At 44.4% G+C, this 14,647-nt stretch carries 16 protein-coding genes; 13 read left to right on the plus strand and 3 right to left on the minus strand.

The annotated features are described in order from the left end of the window. Positions 1-61 precede the first annotated feature (61 nt). The 3 genes from rplU to cgtA all read left to right on the plus strand — a co-directional run bounded on the left by rplU (position 62) and on the right by cgtA (position 2,332). Positions 62-655, plus strand: coding sequence for a 50S ribosomal protein L21 (gene rplU / locus ACYTXU_RS03460; RefSeq protein WP_462208387.1), 594 nt, complete (start codon positions 62-64; stop codon positions 653-655). A gap of 3 nt (positions 656-658) precedes the next feature. Next, the gene (gene rpmA / locus ACYTXU_RS03465) at positions 659-913 is read left to right on the plus strand and encodes a 50S ribosomal protein L27 (protein ID WP_331889592.1); all 255 of its coding nucleotides are present in this window, start codon (positions 659-661) and stop codon (positions 911-913) included. A gap of 129 nt (positions 914-1,042) precedes the next feature. After that, positions 1,043-2,332: an Obg family GTPase CgtA gene (gene cgtA, locus ACYTXU_RS03470; RefSeq protein ID WP_462208389.1), complete on the plus strand. Its 1,290-nt coding sequence runs from the start codon at positions 1,043-1,045 to the stop codon at positions 2,330-2,332. 67 nt (positions 2,333-2,399) lie between these two features. Here the strand turns inward: cgtA and ACYTXU_RS03475 are convergent, their stop codons facing one another. Further along, positions 2,400-2,948, minus strand: coding sequence for a DsrE family protein (locus ACYTXU_RS03475; RefSeq protein WP_462208391.1), 549 nt, complete (start codon positions 2,946-2,948; stop codon positions 2,400-2,402). Between the two features lie 210 nt (positions 2,949-3,158). Between ACYTXU_RS03475 and ACYTXU_RS03480 the strand changes: the two genes are divergently transcribed. Then, positions 3,159-3,602 (plus strand): MarR family winged helix-turn-helix transcriptional regulator, encoded by a 444-nt coding sequence (locus tag ACYTXU_RS03480; RefSeq protein WP_462208393.1) that lies wholly within the window; start codon positions 3,159-3,161, stop codon positions 3,600-3,602. Between the two features lie 169 nt (positions 3,603-3,771). Here the strand turns inward: ACYTXU_RS03480 and rpsT are convergent, their stop codons facing one another. Next, on the minus strand, positions 3,772-4,032 hold the full coding sequence (gene rpsT / locus ACYTXU_RS03485; protein ID WP_015780686.1) for a 30S ribosomal protein S20: 261 nt from the start codon (positions 4,030-4,032) through the stop codon (positions 3,772-3,774). Between the two features lie 205 nt (positions 4,033-4,237). Here rpsT and murJ point away from each other — a divergent pair, with 205 nt between their 5' ends. Beyond that, on the plus strand, positions 4,238-5,770 hold the full coding sequence (gene murJ, locus ACYTXU_RS03490) for a murein biosynthesis integral membrane protein MurJ (protein WP_462208394.1): 1,533 nt from the start codon (positions 4,238-4,240) through the stop codon (positions 5,768-5,770). Between the two features lie 185 nt (positions 5,771-5,955). Here murJ and ACYTXU_RS03495 read toward each other — a convergent pair whose 3' ends face one another. Further along, on the minus strand, positions 5,956-6,534 hold the full coding sequence (locus ACYTXU_RS03495; RefSeq protein ID WP_462208396.1) for a hypothetical protein: 579 nt from the start codon (positions 6,532-6,534) through the stop codon (positions 5,956-5,958). A 195-nt stretch (positions 6,535-6,729) separates the two neighbouring features. On the opposite strand from ACYTXU_RS03495, the gene ribF reads away from it, so the two are divergent. The 8 genes from ribF (at position 6,730) to ACYTXU_RS03535 (ending at position 14,639) form a co-directional block, all read left to right on the plus strand. Beyond that, positions 6,730-7,671, plus strand: coding sequence for a bifunctional riboflavin kinase/FAD synthetase (gene ribF / locus ACYTXU_RS03500; protein ID WP_462209351.1), 942 nt, complete (start codon positions 6,730-6,732; stop codon positions 7,669-7,671). 58 nt (positions 7,672-7,729) lie between these two features. Next, positions 7,730-10,546, plus strand: coding sequence for an isoleucine--tRNA ligase (ileS, locus tag ACYTXU_RS03505; protein WP_462208398.1), 2,817 nt, complete (start codon positions 7,730-7,732; stop codon positions 10,544-10,546). A 14-nt stretch (positions 10,547-10,560) separates the two neighbouring features. Beyond that, a complete protein-coding gene (gene lspA, locus ACYTXU_RS03510; protein WP_462208399.1) occupies positions 10,561-11,097 on the plus strand; it encodes a signal peptidase II in 537 nt (178 codons plus the stop codon). After that, positions 11,094-11,531: an FKBP-type peptidyl-prolyl cis-trans isomerase gene (gene fkpB, locus ACYTXU_RS03515; RefSeq protein WP_462208401.1), complete on the plus strand. Its 438-nt coding sequence runs from the start codon at positions 11,094-11,096 to the stop codon at positions 11,529-11,531. The genes lspA and fkpB overlap by 4 nt, the downstream gene beginning before the upstream one ends. A gap of 3 nt (positions 11,532-11,534) precedes the next feature. Continuing rightward, positions 11,535-12,485 (plus strand): 4-hydroxy-3-methylbut-2-enyl diphosphate reductase, encoded by a 951-nt coding sequence (gene ispH, locus ACYTXU_RS03520; RefSeq protein ID WP_462209353.1) that lies wholly within the window; start codon positions 11,535-11,537, stop codon positions 12,483-12,485. A gap of 161 nt (positions 12,486-12,646) precedes the next feature. Continuing rightward, complete coding sequence (pilV, locus tag ACYTXU_RS03525; protein WP_462208403.1) at positions 12,647-13,315, plus strand: type IV pilus modification protein PilV; 669 nt, start codon at positions 12,647-12,649, stop codon at positions 13,313-13,315. Between the two features lie 12 nt (positions 13,316-13,327). Continuing rightward, complete coding sequence (locus tag ACYTXU_RS03530; protein ID WP_462208405.1) at positions 13,328-14,080, plus strand: PilW family protein; 753 nt, start codon at positions 13,328-13,330, stop codon at positions 14,078-14,080. Positions 14,081-14,096: 16 nt separating this feature from the next. After that, a complete protein-coding gene (locus ACYTXU_RS03535) occupies positions 14,097-14,639 on the plus strand; it encodes a pilus assembly PilX family protein (protein WP_462208407.1) in 543 nt (180 codons plus the stop codon). Positions 14,640-14,647: the final 8 nt, after the last annotated feature.

The raw sequence follows: 14,647 nt of genomic DNA on the forward strand, positions 1-14,647 counted from the left end.
TCGCATTGCATATTAACCTTGTCGTTGAGATATACGAGAGGGTCAAAACTGGAGAATAAATATGTACGCAGTAATAAAAAGTGGTGGCAAACAGCACCGCGTTAAAGAAGGCCAAGTTGTTCGCTTGGAGAAAATCGAAGCGGAAACTGGTGCTAACATCGACTTCAGCGAAGTATTGATGGTAGCAGATGGTGATAACATTCAACTTGGAACACCTTTAGTAGAAGGTGCTGTAGTATCAGCAGAAGTTGTTGATCACGGTCGCGCTAAGAAAGTAACTATTCTTAAGTTCAAGCGTCGTAAACACCACATGAAGCGTCAAGGCCACCGTCAGTGGTACACTGAAGTTAAAATTAACGGTATCGCTCTAGATGGCGCTAAGCCAGCAGCTAAAAAAGCTCCTGCTAAAGCCGCGGCCAAGAAAGCTCCAGCTAAGAAAGCCGCTAAAGCTGAAGGTGACGATTTAAGTCAACTTTCAGGCGTAGGTCCAGTTATCGTTGGTAAATTAAACGACGCTGGTATCACTACATTTAAGCAAATCGCCGAATGGACAGCAGAAGATGTTGCTAAATTCGACGAAGAATTAAACTTTAAAGGCCGCATCGAACGTGAAAACTGGATCGAGCAGGCTAAAGAATTGGTAAAAGGAGAGTAAACGATGGCTCACAAGAAAGCTGGTGGTAGTACTCGTAACGGTCGCGATTCCGAAAGTAAACGTCTTGGTGTAAAACGCTTTGGCGGTGAAGAAGTAAGCGCAGGCAGCATCATTGTTCGTCAACGTGGTACTAAATTCCACGCTGGTAACGGTGTTGGTCTTGGTCGCGACCACACTTTGTTCGCAAAGGTTGACGGCAAAGTGAAATTCGAAGTTAAAGGTAAAAACAACCGCAAGTTTGTTTCTATCGACGCTTAATCGAATCAGATGAAGAAAAAGCCTCAGCCATCGCTGGGGCTTTTTTTTGTAAGCGACAATTTTAGGATTGTTGCTTTAACGGTATGATAGACGTTTGGTCTAACAGGGTAACAGTGGCAGAATAGCGCAATGAAATTTGTTGATGAAGTATCCATAAAGGTGAAAGCGGGTGATGGCGGTAACGGCATTGTCAGTTTTCGTCGTGAGAAATACGTTGCACGTGGCGGCCCTGATGGCGGCGACGGTGGCAACGGCGGTAACGTCTATATTGTTGCTGATGCTGAGCTTAATACCTTGGTTGATTATCGCTTTGTGCGTTTTTATCAGGCGACACGAGGTGAGAACGGACAAGGACGTAATAAAACCGGCAGTAAAGGTGAAGAGCTTTACTTAAAAGCCCCGGTTGGAACGCAAATTACTGACAAAGAGACCGGTGAGGTTGTCGGTGACCTGGTTCGTGATGGCCAGGCTGTTTTGGTCGCTAAAGGCGGCTTCCATGGTCTTGGAAATACGCGTTTCAAAAGCTCAATAAACCGAGCTCCCCGTAAAGCTACTCATGGCACTCCGGGTGAGTTCCGCGAACTGCGCCTTGAGCTTAAAGTATTAGCCGATGTGGGGCTACTGGGTTTGCCTAATGCCGGTAAATCAACCTTCATTCGAGCTGTTTCATCAGCTAAACCTAAAGTCGCTGACTATCCGTTCACAACCCTGGTGCCTAACCTGGGTGTGGTTCGAGTGGATACCGAGTCGAGCTTTGTGGTTGCTGATATCCCTGGTGTGATTGAAGGCGCGGCCGAAGGTGCCGGTCTTGGTATTCGATTCCTGCGCCACCTTGCGCGTACTCGAATCTTATTGCATATTGTCGATTTGTTGCCATTTGATGAATCCGATCCGGTTAAGAACTTTAACGGGATCATGAATGAGCTGTATAAGTATAGTGAAAGTAAGGACATCTCCTTAAAAGATAAGCCTGTCTGGTTAGTGTTCAATAAGACCGACTTGCTATCGGAAGAAGAGGTTGAGGCAAAAATTGCTGATATGCTCGAACGCCTGGAGTGGGATGGTCCGGTTTATCGTATGTCTGCCATCCAGAAAGAAGGTACTCGAAAAATTTGCAATGACATTATGGATTATCTGATTGAGCATCCTAAAATGCGTGAGTATGAAGCAGAAACCCAAGCTCAGTCATTTAACTGGCCTGAGCCAGGTGCGATTGATGAAGTGCCACAGGAAGTCTGGGATGACCTTGATGACGAGTGGGACGAAGAAGATGACGCAGAGAGTGATGAGGGCCTGGATGAAGAGCTTTCTGATCAAGAATTGACTGATGAAGAAGAGCTTGAGGGTGAAGGTTCAGAAACTGATGAAACTTCAGACGAAGCTGATGAGTCAGTAGAGCACGAAAAAGATAAGCCCTAGTGTTTCTTCAACTATAGTAATATTAATCTAGAAATATTAAAAAGCGAGCCGTGTGCTCGCTTTTTATTTAAAACGGAATTAACTGGTAATCGTCTTCCTGCAACAATACTGCCATGGTCATGGCTGATAATGCCAACTTCACGTCAGGTGATAGCTCAGTCTTTTTAACCCCATAAAACGTAGCTGACTGACCGCAAACGTAGAACTCAACACCATTTTCAGCTAATTGGTGAACCAGATCGGTATTTGGATTTTTATAGCCATGCCGCTTGGCATAAGCTTCATCGGTTAAGATGTCTTTGACCGCAGCGCCATGCACTACCACCGCTAACTTCATATTTTCAGGTTTGACGCCATTTCTGGCATGCATGTTTAAGAAGCGGGCAACCGACTCTATTTTTCGGCTGTATTGGTCGGGCTTATCGTTGGTTGCGTTGATATCAAACAGAGCCTTATAAACAAAGCCTTCGGGTAATTGGATATCGCTATCCTCAATGGCTGAAGTTGGTCCATAACCTTCAAGAATGGGCCCCATTTTTATATCACTTTTTGCTTCAGATATGTGTGCTGAAAGGACGAACAGGGTACCGGTGAGTACAAGACAGATCCTTTTCATATAAAACCTCTATTGGGAATTTTTTTGTGTCGCTGATTTTAAAACTATACTTAGCATAGCAATAAGTGGCAAAAAATAAGCCACATTTGTGACTGAGTGCGGTAGCTTTAGCTTTTGATAAGGTTGCTATCTGTTTTAAGCAATTTCTTGCAAACACATATTAAGGCTAATATATTTAACGAATGTTAATATTTAACCATGGCAAGCCAAATGTCTGACTCGAAAAGTAATTATACGGAAATAGCTGAAAAGTTGCATGGTGTAGCTGTTCATTTGCTCAGAAATGCCAAAAAGCATGATCAGGAAAGCGGTTTAACTCCTGAAAGGCTCTCGTTGCTGTCAATTCTAGTCTACGTAGGACCACAGACCATAAATAGTCTAGCTGATATGGAGCAGGTATCAGCACCGGCAATCACTCGAACCGTAAAGAGTCTTGATAAGCAGGGCTATGTGATTAAGTCCCGCTCAAAGACTGATCAAAGAGTTGTCTATGTTGCACCAACCCGTAAAAGTCAGCAGTTATTGGAAGAAACGCGGCGCAAGAGGTTAGATAGAATCGAGCATTTGTTAGAGGGGGCAGCCGATGAGGACTTAAAGCAATTGAAGGCGGCAATTACTATTCTGGAAAAGCAAATAGTGGATAATGCCAAATAAAAACAAGGGCTTGTGAGCCATTAATGGAATTGGTTATTGTTTGGCAGACTGTTTATAAAGCAACAAAAAAAGCTGCGACTCAAGAGAGAAGCAGCTTTTATAATTCTTACTGTCTAGCTACTGGTTGTTGTATTAACTTAAATAACCAGTTCTAGCAACACCCGGGCAATTATAGAGCCTGGATACGTGCGGTAAGGCGGCTCTTATGACGAGCAGCTTTATTTTTGTGGATAATGCCTTTGTTGGCGGCTTTATCAATCACAGGGATAGCACGCTCGAAAGCAGCTTGCGCGTCAGTTTTGTTGCCTGCATCAATAGCATAAACAACTTTTTTAATGTAGCTGCGCAACATAGAGCGGCGGCTAGCGTTGTGCTGGCGACGAGCTTCAGCTTGACGAGCACGTTTTTTGGCAGATTTAATGTTAGCCAAGGTGAACTCCTAACAACGTAATAGTTAATTCAAAATTTAAGGTCGCGAAATATACCGTCTTTGCACGTCCTTATCAAGTAAAAACCACCAAAAACGGCAGAATTCTGGCAATTTGGAGGCTTTTAAAGCGATTGTCTGGTCGCAGGTCTAATTATCACTTAAACTTGCGCCAATTTCTACAACAAACAACAGATTAGGGGAATCGATGGGTGGCTTACTAAAATCAAGTACCATCGTCAGTTTTTGGACCATGATTTCGCGCGTTATGGGTTTAGTGCGTGATGTGGTTCTGGCAAACCTTTTAGGCGCTTCATTCCAGGCGGATGTGTTTCTGGTGGCGCAAAAAATCCCCAACTTTTTACGCCGGTTGTTTGGTGAGGGCGCTTTTGCTACAGCCTTTGTACCAGTATTTTCCGAGTATTATTCCAATCGAAGCCAAAAAGAAACGGTGCAGCTGTTAAGTAAGGTTTCGGGTACCTTGGGTGGTGTCTTGGCCATCGTTACCATTGTTGGTGTGCTGGGTTCACAAGGTGTTATCGCTATCTTCGGTATCGGTTTTCTGGATGAACCGGAAAAGTTTAACCTGGCCAGTGACTTGTTGAAGATTACGTTCCCTTATATCTTCTTTATCTCGTTAGTGGCCATGTACAGCTCAGTGCTGAATACGCTGAATAAGTTCGCCGTACCTGCTTTTGCACCGATTCTGCTCAATCTTTCGATTATTGCAGCTGCGATAGTCTATGCCCCGACCATGGAAGAGCCAACAGTAGCTCTGGCCTGGGCCATATTTATCGCTGGCGCTCTGCAGTTGTTTTTGCATTTTCCATTTTTGTGGAAAGCAGGTTATTTGCCTAAACCACAATGGGCCTGGAAAGACACTGCGGTACAGCGCATTATCAAGCTCATGATCCCTGTTATTTTTGGCGCCTCGGTCAGTCAAATAAACCTGCTAATCGATACTCAAATTGCTTCGTTATTGGTTGAAGGCAGTATTTCCTGGTTATATTACTCTGATCGTTTACTGGAGTTTCCTTTGGGTATTTTCGGCATAGCCATTGCGACAGTGCTACTGCCCACCTTATCCAAGTTCTTCTCGAAGAAGGATATGGAGCATTATTCAGGGACTTTGGACTGGGGTTTGCGGATGGTGCTTATGATTGGCATTCCAGCGGCCATTGGTCTGTTTTGGCTGGCTGAACCGATTATGATTACCGTATTCCAGCACGGTGCTTTTACTGAGTACGATTCATTTAAAGCCGGGCAGAGTTTGCAGGCTTATTCTTCGGGGTTGATCGCCTTTATGATGGTTAAAGTTTTTTTAACAGGTTTCTATTCACGTCAGGATACTAAAACCCCTGTCAAAATTGCGGTTGTGGCGGTGGTCACTAATATTGTCTTGAATCTAGCCTTATTTAAACCTTTTGGCCATGTGGGCTTAGCTGCAGCAACCAGTGTTTCAGCTTTCGTCAACGCCATCTTGTTGTATCACTTCTTAAGCAAAGGCAATCACTTGAAACTCTCTCGAGAAAGTAAGCTATGGATTGGTAAGCTGGTTCTGGCCAGTGGTTTATTGTTGCTGGGGCTTTGGTATACAGACTTTAGCGTTGAGCAGTGGCAGGCCTGGTCACGAATGGAAGCCATAGGCATGATCAGTTTCATTATTACTGCAACTATAGTGTCCTACGCGGTTCTATTAGTCATCTTAGGGTTAAGGCGCAAGGATTTTAGGATAGGTTGATTATTTTTCATAGTGATCTCGGCAGAAAAAAATTTCCTAATATCTAAATAATTGGACAGGATAATTATAGGGTGGGTTAGACAAAGTCGTAACCCATCAAACCAACTTGTTGGGTTACGAAGCAAGCTTCTAACTCGACCTATATCAGCTACTTTCTAAGTGAAGAGAGCGCACTTGAATTTAAACTATTTCTCTTCAACCAGCTTTAACACTGTTTTATATCGTGGCTGTTGATGACGCTCCAGATAATAGGTTAGCTCCTGAGTTTCGGGATTGTATTCCAGCATCCAGACGTTACTTTTCGCTTCTGGAATCATCTCAAAGGTATAGTCATCGGCGTGGAAAAACTGTTTGTATTGAGTTGGTTGCTCGCCTTTATAAGGTGCTGAATAGCCGCCATATAGGGTTTGTTCATCAGGCGTACCATCTTCGTGACGATGGTCGTGACGCAGCCTTAAGCCATTGTCAGTTTTGTAGATGAGCCAGGTTCTGGACTTGTCATCGCCTACGTGGAATGGGAGCGATACGTAACGTGGACCACACCCATCAATGGTGGCAACCAGTTTTTTGCCAGCAAAGTCATGGTTGGGGTCATCAGGATAAGTTGACTCACCAACAAACTGGCTGCCACACATGCGGGCAAGGTTATCAAAGAAGGCCAGTTCTTCATCGGTTAAGTCATAATCTGGCGAGAAAAAGCAGGCACAGCTGGTCAGCAAGAGCCCTGATGCCATCATACTGGTGATTTTTAGTTGATTTTTCATGAGGTTACCGAGTTGTTGTATCATTTTATGGGATACTCATATCTTGGCAGTTTCTCGGGCTGGATTCAATTCCCATGAAAATTAGCTAATTTATTGAAAGGTGGTTAATTCCTGACCCATAGTCCGCTATAATTGCCCGCTTTGATTGGCTCGGTATTTGCCATTATTGCCTATCGCCTGGAGAACATTGCGTTCATGCGCTTATTTCGTGGTTTATACAGTTGTCCCTCAAGCCTGTTTGCACAGGGGAGCGTGGCGACCATTGGTAACTTTGATGGTGTCCACTTGGGCCATCAGGCGATCATCCAGCGTTTGACGGTCAAGGCTAAAGCTTTATCCGTGCCAAGTGTCGTTATTGTTTTTGAGCCGCACCCGCAAGAGTTTTTCCGCCCCGATGCTGCACCAGCGCGTTTGTTTAAGCTGACCGATAAGCTGCTTGCATTGAAAGACATGGGTGTGGATTACGTGTTGTGCTTGCGCTTTAATCTAGAGCTGGCTGAACTCAGCGCTCCGGACTTTATTCGTCGCGTGTTGGTAGAAACCTTGCAGGTTAAGCACTTGTTTATTGGCGATGACTTTAAGTTTGGCTATCAGCGACAGGGTGACTTTGCATTATTGAAGCAGGCTGGTCATTTCCCGGTTGAAGCAAATCAGACGGTTGTGCAAGAGATTGACGATGGTGATGTACGTATTAGCAGTAGTCTAGTGCGACAGGCTATTGCGAACAGTGATTTTGCACGAGCTGAAAAGTTGCTAGGCCGTCCTTATCGATTCCGTGGGCGAGTGGCGCATGGCGATAAACAAGGGCGAACCATTGGTATTCCAACTGCAAACATTGCCTTAAAGCGAGTTAAAAGTCCGTTGCAGGGCGTTTACGCGGTTAAGGTCTTGGGTGTCGGCGGCAAGGTCATGAATGGCGTTGCTAATGTTGGTAAGAAGCCGACGTTGAATGAACGCGAAGAACGCTTAGAAGTGCATTTGTTAGATTTTAATGGTGATGTTTACGGACAGCACCTAACCATTGAACCAATCACGAAAATTCGTGACGAACAGAAGTTCAGTGGTAAAGATGAGTTGATTGAACAAATTAACCGAGATATTGAAAAAGCGAGAATGCTTTTTAACAATCAGCTTTAATCTTATTAACACAGTATTAATTTAATTTCACATTACATAAAACAGAGTAGTAGCTTAAATGAGCGATTATAAAGACACATTAAACCTACCGAAAACACGCTTTGAAATGCGTGGAAATTTGCCACAGCGAGAGCCAAAAATGTTGGCCGAATGGAGCAAGAACGATCTTTACGGCGAAATTCGTAAGGCGCGTGCTGGCCGTGAGCAATTTATTTTGCACGATGGTCCTCCGTATGCGAATGGCAATATTCATATTGGTCACTCTGTTAATAAAATTCTTAAAGATATCGTCATTAAGAGTAAAACCTTGAGCGGTTTTGACAGCCCTTATGTTCCGGGCTGGGACTGTCATGGTTTGCCGATTGAAAATAATGTCGAGAAGAAAGTCGGCAAGGCAGGCGCAAAAGTATCGCATGCCGAGTTTCGCCAAAAATGTCGTGACTATGCGGCTAAGCAGGTTGATGGCCAAAGGAACGACTTCATCCGCCTTGGTGTCTTGGGTGAGTGGGATAATCCTTATTTGACCATGGACTTTAAATTTGAAGCCAATATTGTTCGTGCCTTATCTAAATTGGTTCGAAATGGGCACCTGTTTAAAGGTGAAAAACCTGTTTATTGGAGTGTGGTCGGTGGTTCATCTTTAGCTGAAGCTGAAGTTGAGTATCAGGATAAAACCTCGTTCTCGATTTATGTGAATTACCCAGTCAGCGACGAACAGAAATTTTTACAGGCGTTTGATTTTTCCGGTGAACAGGGTGAAGGCGAAGTATCTGTTGTGATCTGGACCACAACACCTTGGACACTACCTTCGAGTCAGGCTGTTACTGTCCACGAAGATTTGGAGTATGTATTAGTACAGGTCGAGCGCGAAGGTAAAAAGCAGCGCTTTGTTCTGGCCAATGAGTTGGTTGAGAGCGTGATGAAAGAAGCTGAAATTGAAGATTATTCAGTTTTGGCTTCGACCCAAGGTTCCAGGCTTGAAAAGCTGGAGCTTAACCATCCTTTCTACGACAAAAAAGTGCCCGTTATTATCGGTGATCACGTCACCACTGATGCTGGTACTGGACTTGTACATACTGCTCCTGATCATGGTCCCGATGACTTTGTGGTGGGAAAAAAGTACGACATTGGCTTATTAAACTATGTGATGGCTAACGGTGTCTTCTCCGACGAAACACCTGTGTTTGCCGGTCAGCATGTTTATAAAGTTGATCAACCGGTTGTTGACCATCTGATAGAAAAAGGCAGCCTGTTGCATCAAGACAAACTACGTCATAGCTATCCACATTGCTGGCGTACGAAAACGCCATTAATTTATCGTGCTACGCCACAATGGTTTATTTCCATGAGCCAGAATGGTTTGCAGGCGCAGGCCATGGACGAAATCAAAAAAGTGAAGTGGGTTCCGGAGTGGGGCGAAGCTCGCATCGAAAGTATGGTGGGCACACGTCCTGACTGGTGTATTTCACGCCAGCGTACCTGGGGCGTACCTTTGTGTCTGTTCATTGATAAGCAGACTGGCGAACCGCACCCAGATTCGGCTGACTTAATGGAAAAAGTTTCGCTTTATATCGAAGAAAAAGGTATTCAGGCCTGGTATGACTTAGATGCTTCTGAGTTCGTCGATGCCGATAAGTACGAAAAAATTGATGACACTTTGGACGTCTGGTTTGACTCTGGCGTGACGCACTATTGTGTGCTTGAGGCGCGTGATTATTTGCGCCAGCCAGCAGATTTATATTTAGAAGGTTCGGATCAGCATCGTGGCTGGTTCCAGTCTTCGCTACTCACTGCAACCGGCATGTATGGTCATGCGCCTTATAAGCACTGTTTGACGCACGGCTTCGTGGTTGATGGTAAAGGTGAGAAAATGTCAAAATCCAAAGGCAATGTGATGGCACCGAATGATGTTATCAACAAGCTTGGTGCAGACGTGTTGCGTCTATGGGTATCCTCTGCGGACTATCGCGGTGAGATGGCGGTTTCCGATGAAATTTTGAAACGTACCGGTGATACTTATCGTCGTTTGCGTAATACCTCGCGCTTTTTATTGTCAAATCTTGAAGGTTTTAATCCTGCTACTGACTTGGTTGCTAAAGACGATCTATTGCCGCTGGATCGTTGGGCAGTGGATTGTGCTTATCAGGCGCAACAGGAAATCATTAAGGCTTACGATGACTATAACTTCTGGTTAGTCGCACAGAAAATTCATCACTTCTGTTCAATTGATATGGGCAGTTTCTATCTGGACATCATAAAGGATCGTCAATACACCGCCAAAACAGGTTCGCGTGCGCAGCGCTCTTGCCAAACCGCTCTGTACCATATCATCGAAGGGTTAGTGCGTTGGATGGCACCAGTATTGAGCTTCACTGCCAACGAAATCTGGCCTCTATTACCCGAGCCAGCTGAAGGTAAGCGCGAGTCCAATGTGTTTATTGCTGAGTGGTACCAAGGCTTATTCCCGATGGAGCAGGCTAAGATTACTCAAGCTGACTGGGCGCTCATTTCACAAGTTAAAGATGAAGTGAACCGTGCGTTAGAAAATAAGCGTAAAGACGGCGCTATTGGTGGTTCATTAGCTGCCGAAGTGACGCTCTATGCGAATGATGAACTGTATGCCGTTCTGTCTAAGCTAGAAGATGAATTACGCTTCGTTTTTATTACTTCACAAGCTCGTCTTGAAAAAGGTGAGGGCGGTGAAGCAACAGAAATGAAAGGCTTGCAGTTGAGCATTACCAAATCTGAAGCAGAGAAGTGCGAGCGTTGTTGGCACCATCGTCATGATGTAGGTGAGAACCCTGAGCACCCGACCATCTGTGTTCGTTGCGTTGAAAACGTCGCCGGTAATGGCGAAATTCGTCATTACGCTTAGGGCCATTAACGATTATGAAAAGATTGCCATTTAAACAGTCAGGCTTGGTGTGGTTGTGGTTGACCCTGGTTTTATTGATTATCGATCAGGTAACCAAAATTTGGGCTAATTCGGCATTGGCTCCAGTTCATGGTGGGCCCATCATCGAGGTGATGCCGCATTTTAATTTAAACCTTGCTTACAATTACGGCGCTGCGTTTAGTTTCCTTGGTGATGCCGGAGGCTGGCAACGTTGGTTCTTTACTGCAGTCGCAGTTGGTATCAGTTTACTATTGTTGTTCTGGATGTGGAGTACTGAATCTACGAAGAAATTACCAAATGTTGGCATGGCACTGATCCTGAGTGGCGCTTTTGGTAATTTAATTGACCGCATGGCTTACGGTTATGTGATTGATTTTATTGACTGGTATGTATCCATAGACGGTTACCATTGGCCAACTTTTAATATTGCTGATAGCGTGATCCTGATAGGCGTTGGACTTTTGTTGATTGACTCATTCGTTAATCCAGAGGAAAAATCCAAAGCAAAAAAAGACGAGAAAAATCAATGAAAATTGAAGCAAATTCAAAGGCTTTAGTGCATTTTAATATTTTGCTTAAGGATGGCTCAGCAGCGGATAGCACGCGGGTAGATGGTAAACCGGTGTGGTTTATTTTTGGCGATGGTAGTTTGACTGATAAAGTAGAGTCCAAACTGATTGGCGCTGAAAAGGGTGAAACCTGTAAGCTTGACATTCATGGCTCGGAATTTTTTGGGCCAGCCACCCCGGATAATGTTCACTTTATGGATATTAACCAGTTTCCGGTGGATTTAAAGTTGGAAGAGGGTTCCATTATTGCCTTTGAACAAATGGGTGGTGGCGCCATTCCTGGTATGGTTCGTGAAGTGAAAGGCCATTCGGTTAAGGTGGATTTCAATCATCCGTTAGCCGACCAGGATATTATTGTAGAAATTGAAGTTGTCGATATTCGACACCAGGAATAAATGATGGATATTGTTTTAGCTAATCCTCGTGGCTTTTGTGCCGGTGTAGACCGCGCGATTGAAATCGTTAATCGTGCGATTGAGATCTTCGGTGCACCGATTTATGTCAAACACGAAGTTGTCCATAATAAATTTGTGGTGGATGGCTTGCGTGAAAAAGGCGCTGTTTTTATCGAAGATTTGAATGATGTGCCCGAAAATGCCACCTTGATTTTCAGTGCGCATGGGGTGTCGCAACAGGTTCGCCATGAAGCCAAAGAACGTAATTTGAAGGTATTTGACGCCACTTGCCCCTTAGTGACCAAGGTTCATATGGAAGTCGCGCGCCATAGCCGTCGCAACGAAGAGTGTGTTTTGATTGGCCATAAAGGTCATCCAGAGGTCGAAGGTACTATGGGACAATACGACAACTCAGAGGCTGGTATCTACCTGGTTGAAGATGAGCAGGATGTGGCAGAACTCCAAGTTAAAAACCCAGATGCATTTTTCTATGTGACTCAAACCACTTTATCGGTTGATGATACTCAGCGACTGGTAAATGCCCTGAAAGATAAATTCCCTAATATCCAAGGCCCCAAAAAGGACGATATCTGCTATGCCACGCAAAACAGGCAGGATGCAGTGAAACAATTGGCCGCTGAATGTGATCTGATTTTAGTGGTTGGTGCGCAAAACAGTTCCAACTCCAGCCGCTTGCAAGAATTAGCTGAAAATCAAGGCTGCCGCTCTTATTTGATTAATAATGCTAAGGAGATCAATCCAGAGTGGTTGGCTGACGTCAAAAGAGTCGGCGTAACTGCCGGGGCTTCGGCACCTGAGATTCTGGTACAGGATGTCATCCGTTATCTTGAGTCTCAAGGCGGCTCCACTGCACTCGAATTCGATGGCGTAGAAGAGAATATCGTATTTGTCCTTCCGGCGGAACTGAGAGTTGAGCAAGAGCCGAGTAGTTAGGAAGTAGCTTCTTAACTCTCTGATTATTATCATTTTCCTGTCTTTGAGCCGATAAATTTACCGTTTATCGGCTAGATCTTACCGTTTGTCTATTAGTTCGTGCTCTTGCCCCTGTATTTTCGTATAACATACTGGTGAAAAAATTATTTTGGACCAGATTAATGTTAAAGCAAAAACTCAAAACATCCGGATACCCCAAAGTGAAGCCTGCTTTCTCTAAACAGCAGGGTTTCAGTTTAATGGAAGTCTTGATTGCAATGATTATCATTGCAATTGGTTTGCTCGGCTTCCTTTCTTTACAGCTCGCATCAATCAATTCGAACCAGGAAGGATTGGCGCGTACCCAGGCAACCTTGATTGGCCAGGACTTGGCTGCGTCAATGCGTGGAAATCGCAAGTACATCAATCAAGGTGATGGTTCTGCCAATGTCGGTAATGCCTATTTAACGAATGCTTTATATAACAGCTGCACAACCGAGCCACCACAGGCTTGTGGTGGGGCTGGTTCCAATTGTACTAATGAGCAACAAGCTGAGTTTGATGTGTGGAAAGTGTGTGCCACCTTGAGCGGTTTCGATGGATCGGCGGCGGCTACCGTTGAAAACAATCCATTAATAAATGGAGAGGTTTATGTGTCTTGTGCAGATAGAGACTCTGGGGATGTCGATGTTTGCTCGCCAGGTTCGACTTTAAGCATCTTTTCTTATTGGCAAACGGGCGCTTTGCGTGAGGACGTCGGACAGCAACAAGCTATCATTAGAAATACACGGTGTAATGCACTGGCACCTGGTGATGATTATGACTGTACTGTCATTGACATCATGCCTTAAAGGAGCGACAGAATGATGAAGAATAACATGATGAACTCCCTAAGAAATAAACAGCAGGCATTTACCTTAATTGAGTATATGGTGGCTATTGTTCTAGGTCTTATTTTATTGGGTGGTTTAACTTATCTATTTATTGGTATGAAACGCTCCAATGAAACTCAGTCCAGTATTGCTGCAATGCAGGAAAGTGGCCGTTTTGCGATGTATTACCTGACCAATGATATTCAATATGCGGGTTGGGCAAATGTCGAAGAAAAAGGTTACGGCTTTTACACTTCACCAGCATTTGATTTTGCGAGTGGGACAGCCGACGGCGGTAGTGCGGCGGCCAGTGATTCGATAAAGATTCGCTACGAGGCTCCAACAGACTGCTTAGGTAATGCCAGCGGAGGCATCGTTGAGAATCGCTATTATGTAGATAGTGGGCAGTTGATGTGTGAAGGCGTTGCTGGTACTCCGCAACCTCTGATCAGTAATGTTGATGCGCTTCATTTTTTATACGGTGTTGATACCGATGGGGATACAGTGCCGAATAAGTTTGTTAGAGCAGATCAGATTGCAGCGAGTGAACGAGAATCTATCGCTGCTGTAAAAGTTATGCTGATCTTGTCATCGAGTAATAATATTCGCCCAGACAATAGCGCACAAAGTTACAGTGTCATGGGGCATGCAGATACTTATGATGTTACTGATAAAAAAGCACGAAAGATTTTTTCGACAACTATTTCAGTTCCAAACAAACCAGAATTCGTAATTACCACATAATGTGATGGAAAAAGTTATGAGAAAACAGTTATCTAAAAATCAGGGTGTGACACTAGCAATGGTGCTCATATTCTTATTAATACTGACAGTACTTGGTGTAGCCAGCATGTCTGACTCGGTGATTCAACAGAAATCATCTACCAATGTTTACCTCGAAAATGAAGCGTTTCACGTGGCTGAAAGTGCTGTAAGCGCGACGATATATTGGGATGAAATTGCCAATAACGCTTTATATGGTACAGATACTTCAGAAACAGCCGTTGGGCAAGATTATTGCTTAGGTTCTAGTGGTGTACTGACTCCAGTTGCTGATGGTACAAGTTGTTCGACAGCATTCGAAGGTTACGCAAATGTCATCGCATATTCACGAGTGGAATATCTGGGCTGCGGTACCTGCCCTAATTTCGAGTTAGGTGTGTCGCCCAGCATCGGTTGTAATGCCTGGAAGATTACTGGTGATGCTACTGTTGCTGAAAAAACCAATGTTGCTGTTCAAAGCTGGGTCACCAAAGTAGGTGGCTGCTTTACAGCTGGTAAAGATTTAGAATTAACTCTATAAGGTGTTGC

The sequence above is a fragment of the Kangiella sp. M94 genome, from assembly GCF_054926195.1.

What these genes read in the sequence shown, in the direction of transcription:
- murJ (WP_462208394.1), top strand. Translation starts at nt 4,238, where the DNA reads ATGGGTGGCTTACTAAAATCAAGTACCATCGTCAGTTTTTGGACCATG.
- rpmA (WP_331889592.1), top strand. Translation starts at nt 659, where the DNA reads ATGGCTCACAAGAAAGCTGGTGGTAGTACTCGTAACGGTCGCGATTCC.
- ribF (WP_462209351.1), top strand. Translation starts at nt 6,730, where the DNA reads ATGCGCTTATTTCGTGGTTTATACAGTTGTCCCTCAAGCCTGTTTGCA.
- ACYTXU_RS03530 (WP_462208405.1), top strand. Translation starts at nt 13,328, where the DNA reads ATGATGAAGAATAACATGATGAACTCCCTAAGAAATAAACAGCAGGCA.
- ispH (WP_462209353.1), top strand. Translation starts at nt 11,535, where the DNA reads ATGGATATTGTTTTAGCTAATCCTCGTGGCTTTTGTGCCGGTGTAGAC.
- fkpB (WP_462208401.1), top strand. Translation starts at nt 11,094, where the DNA reads ATGAAAATTGAAGCAAATTCAAAGGCTTTAGTGCATTTTAATATTTTG.
- ileS (WP_462208398.1), top strand. Translation starts at nt 7,730, where the DNA reads ATGAGCGATTATAAAGACACATTAAACCTACCGAAAACACGCTTTGAA.
- rplU (WP_462208387.1), top strand. Translation starts at nt 62, where the DNA reads ATGTACGCAGTAATAAAAAGTGGTGGCAAACAGCACCGCGTTAAAGAA.
- ACYTXU_RS03495 (WP_462208396.1), bottom strand. Translation starts at nt 6,534, where the DNA reads ATGAAAAATCAACTAAAAATCACCAGTATGATGGCATCAGGGCTCTTG.
- ACYTXU_RS03475 (WP_462208391.1), bottom strand. Translation starts at nt 2,948, where the DNA reads ATGAAAAGGATCTGTCTTGTACTCACCGGTACCCTGTTCGTCCTTTCA.
- cgtA (WP_462208389.1), top strand. Translation starts at nt 1,043, where the DNA reads ATGAAATTTGTTGATGAAGTATCCATAAAGGTGAAAGCGGGTGATGGC.
- pilV (WP_462208403.1), top strand. Translation starts at nt 12,647, where the DNA reads ATGTTAAAGCAAAAACTCAAAACATCCGGATACCCCAAAGTGAAGCCT.
- lspA (WP_462208399.1), top strand. Translation starts at nt 10,561, where the DNA reads ATGAAAAGATTGCCATTTAAACAGTCAGGCTTGGTGTGGTTGTGGTTG.
- ACYTXU_RS03480 (WP_462208393.1), top strand. Translation starts at nt 3,159, where the DNA reads ATGTCTGACTCGAAAAGTAATTATACGGAAATAGCTGAAAAGTTGCAT.
- ACYTXU_RS03535 (WP_462208407.1), top strand. Translation starts at nt 14,097, where the DNA reads ATGAGAAAACAGTTATCTAAAAATCAGGGTGTGACACTAGCAATGGTG.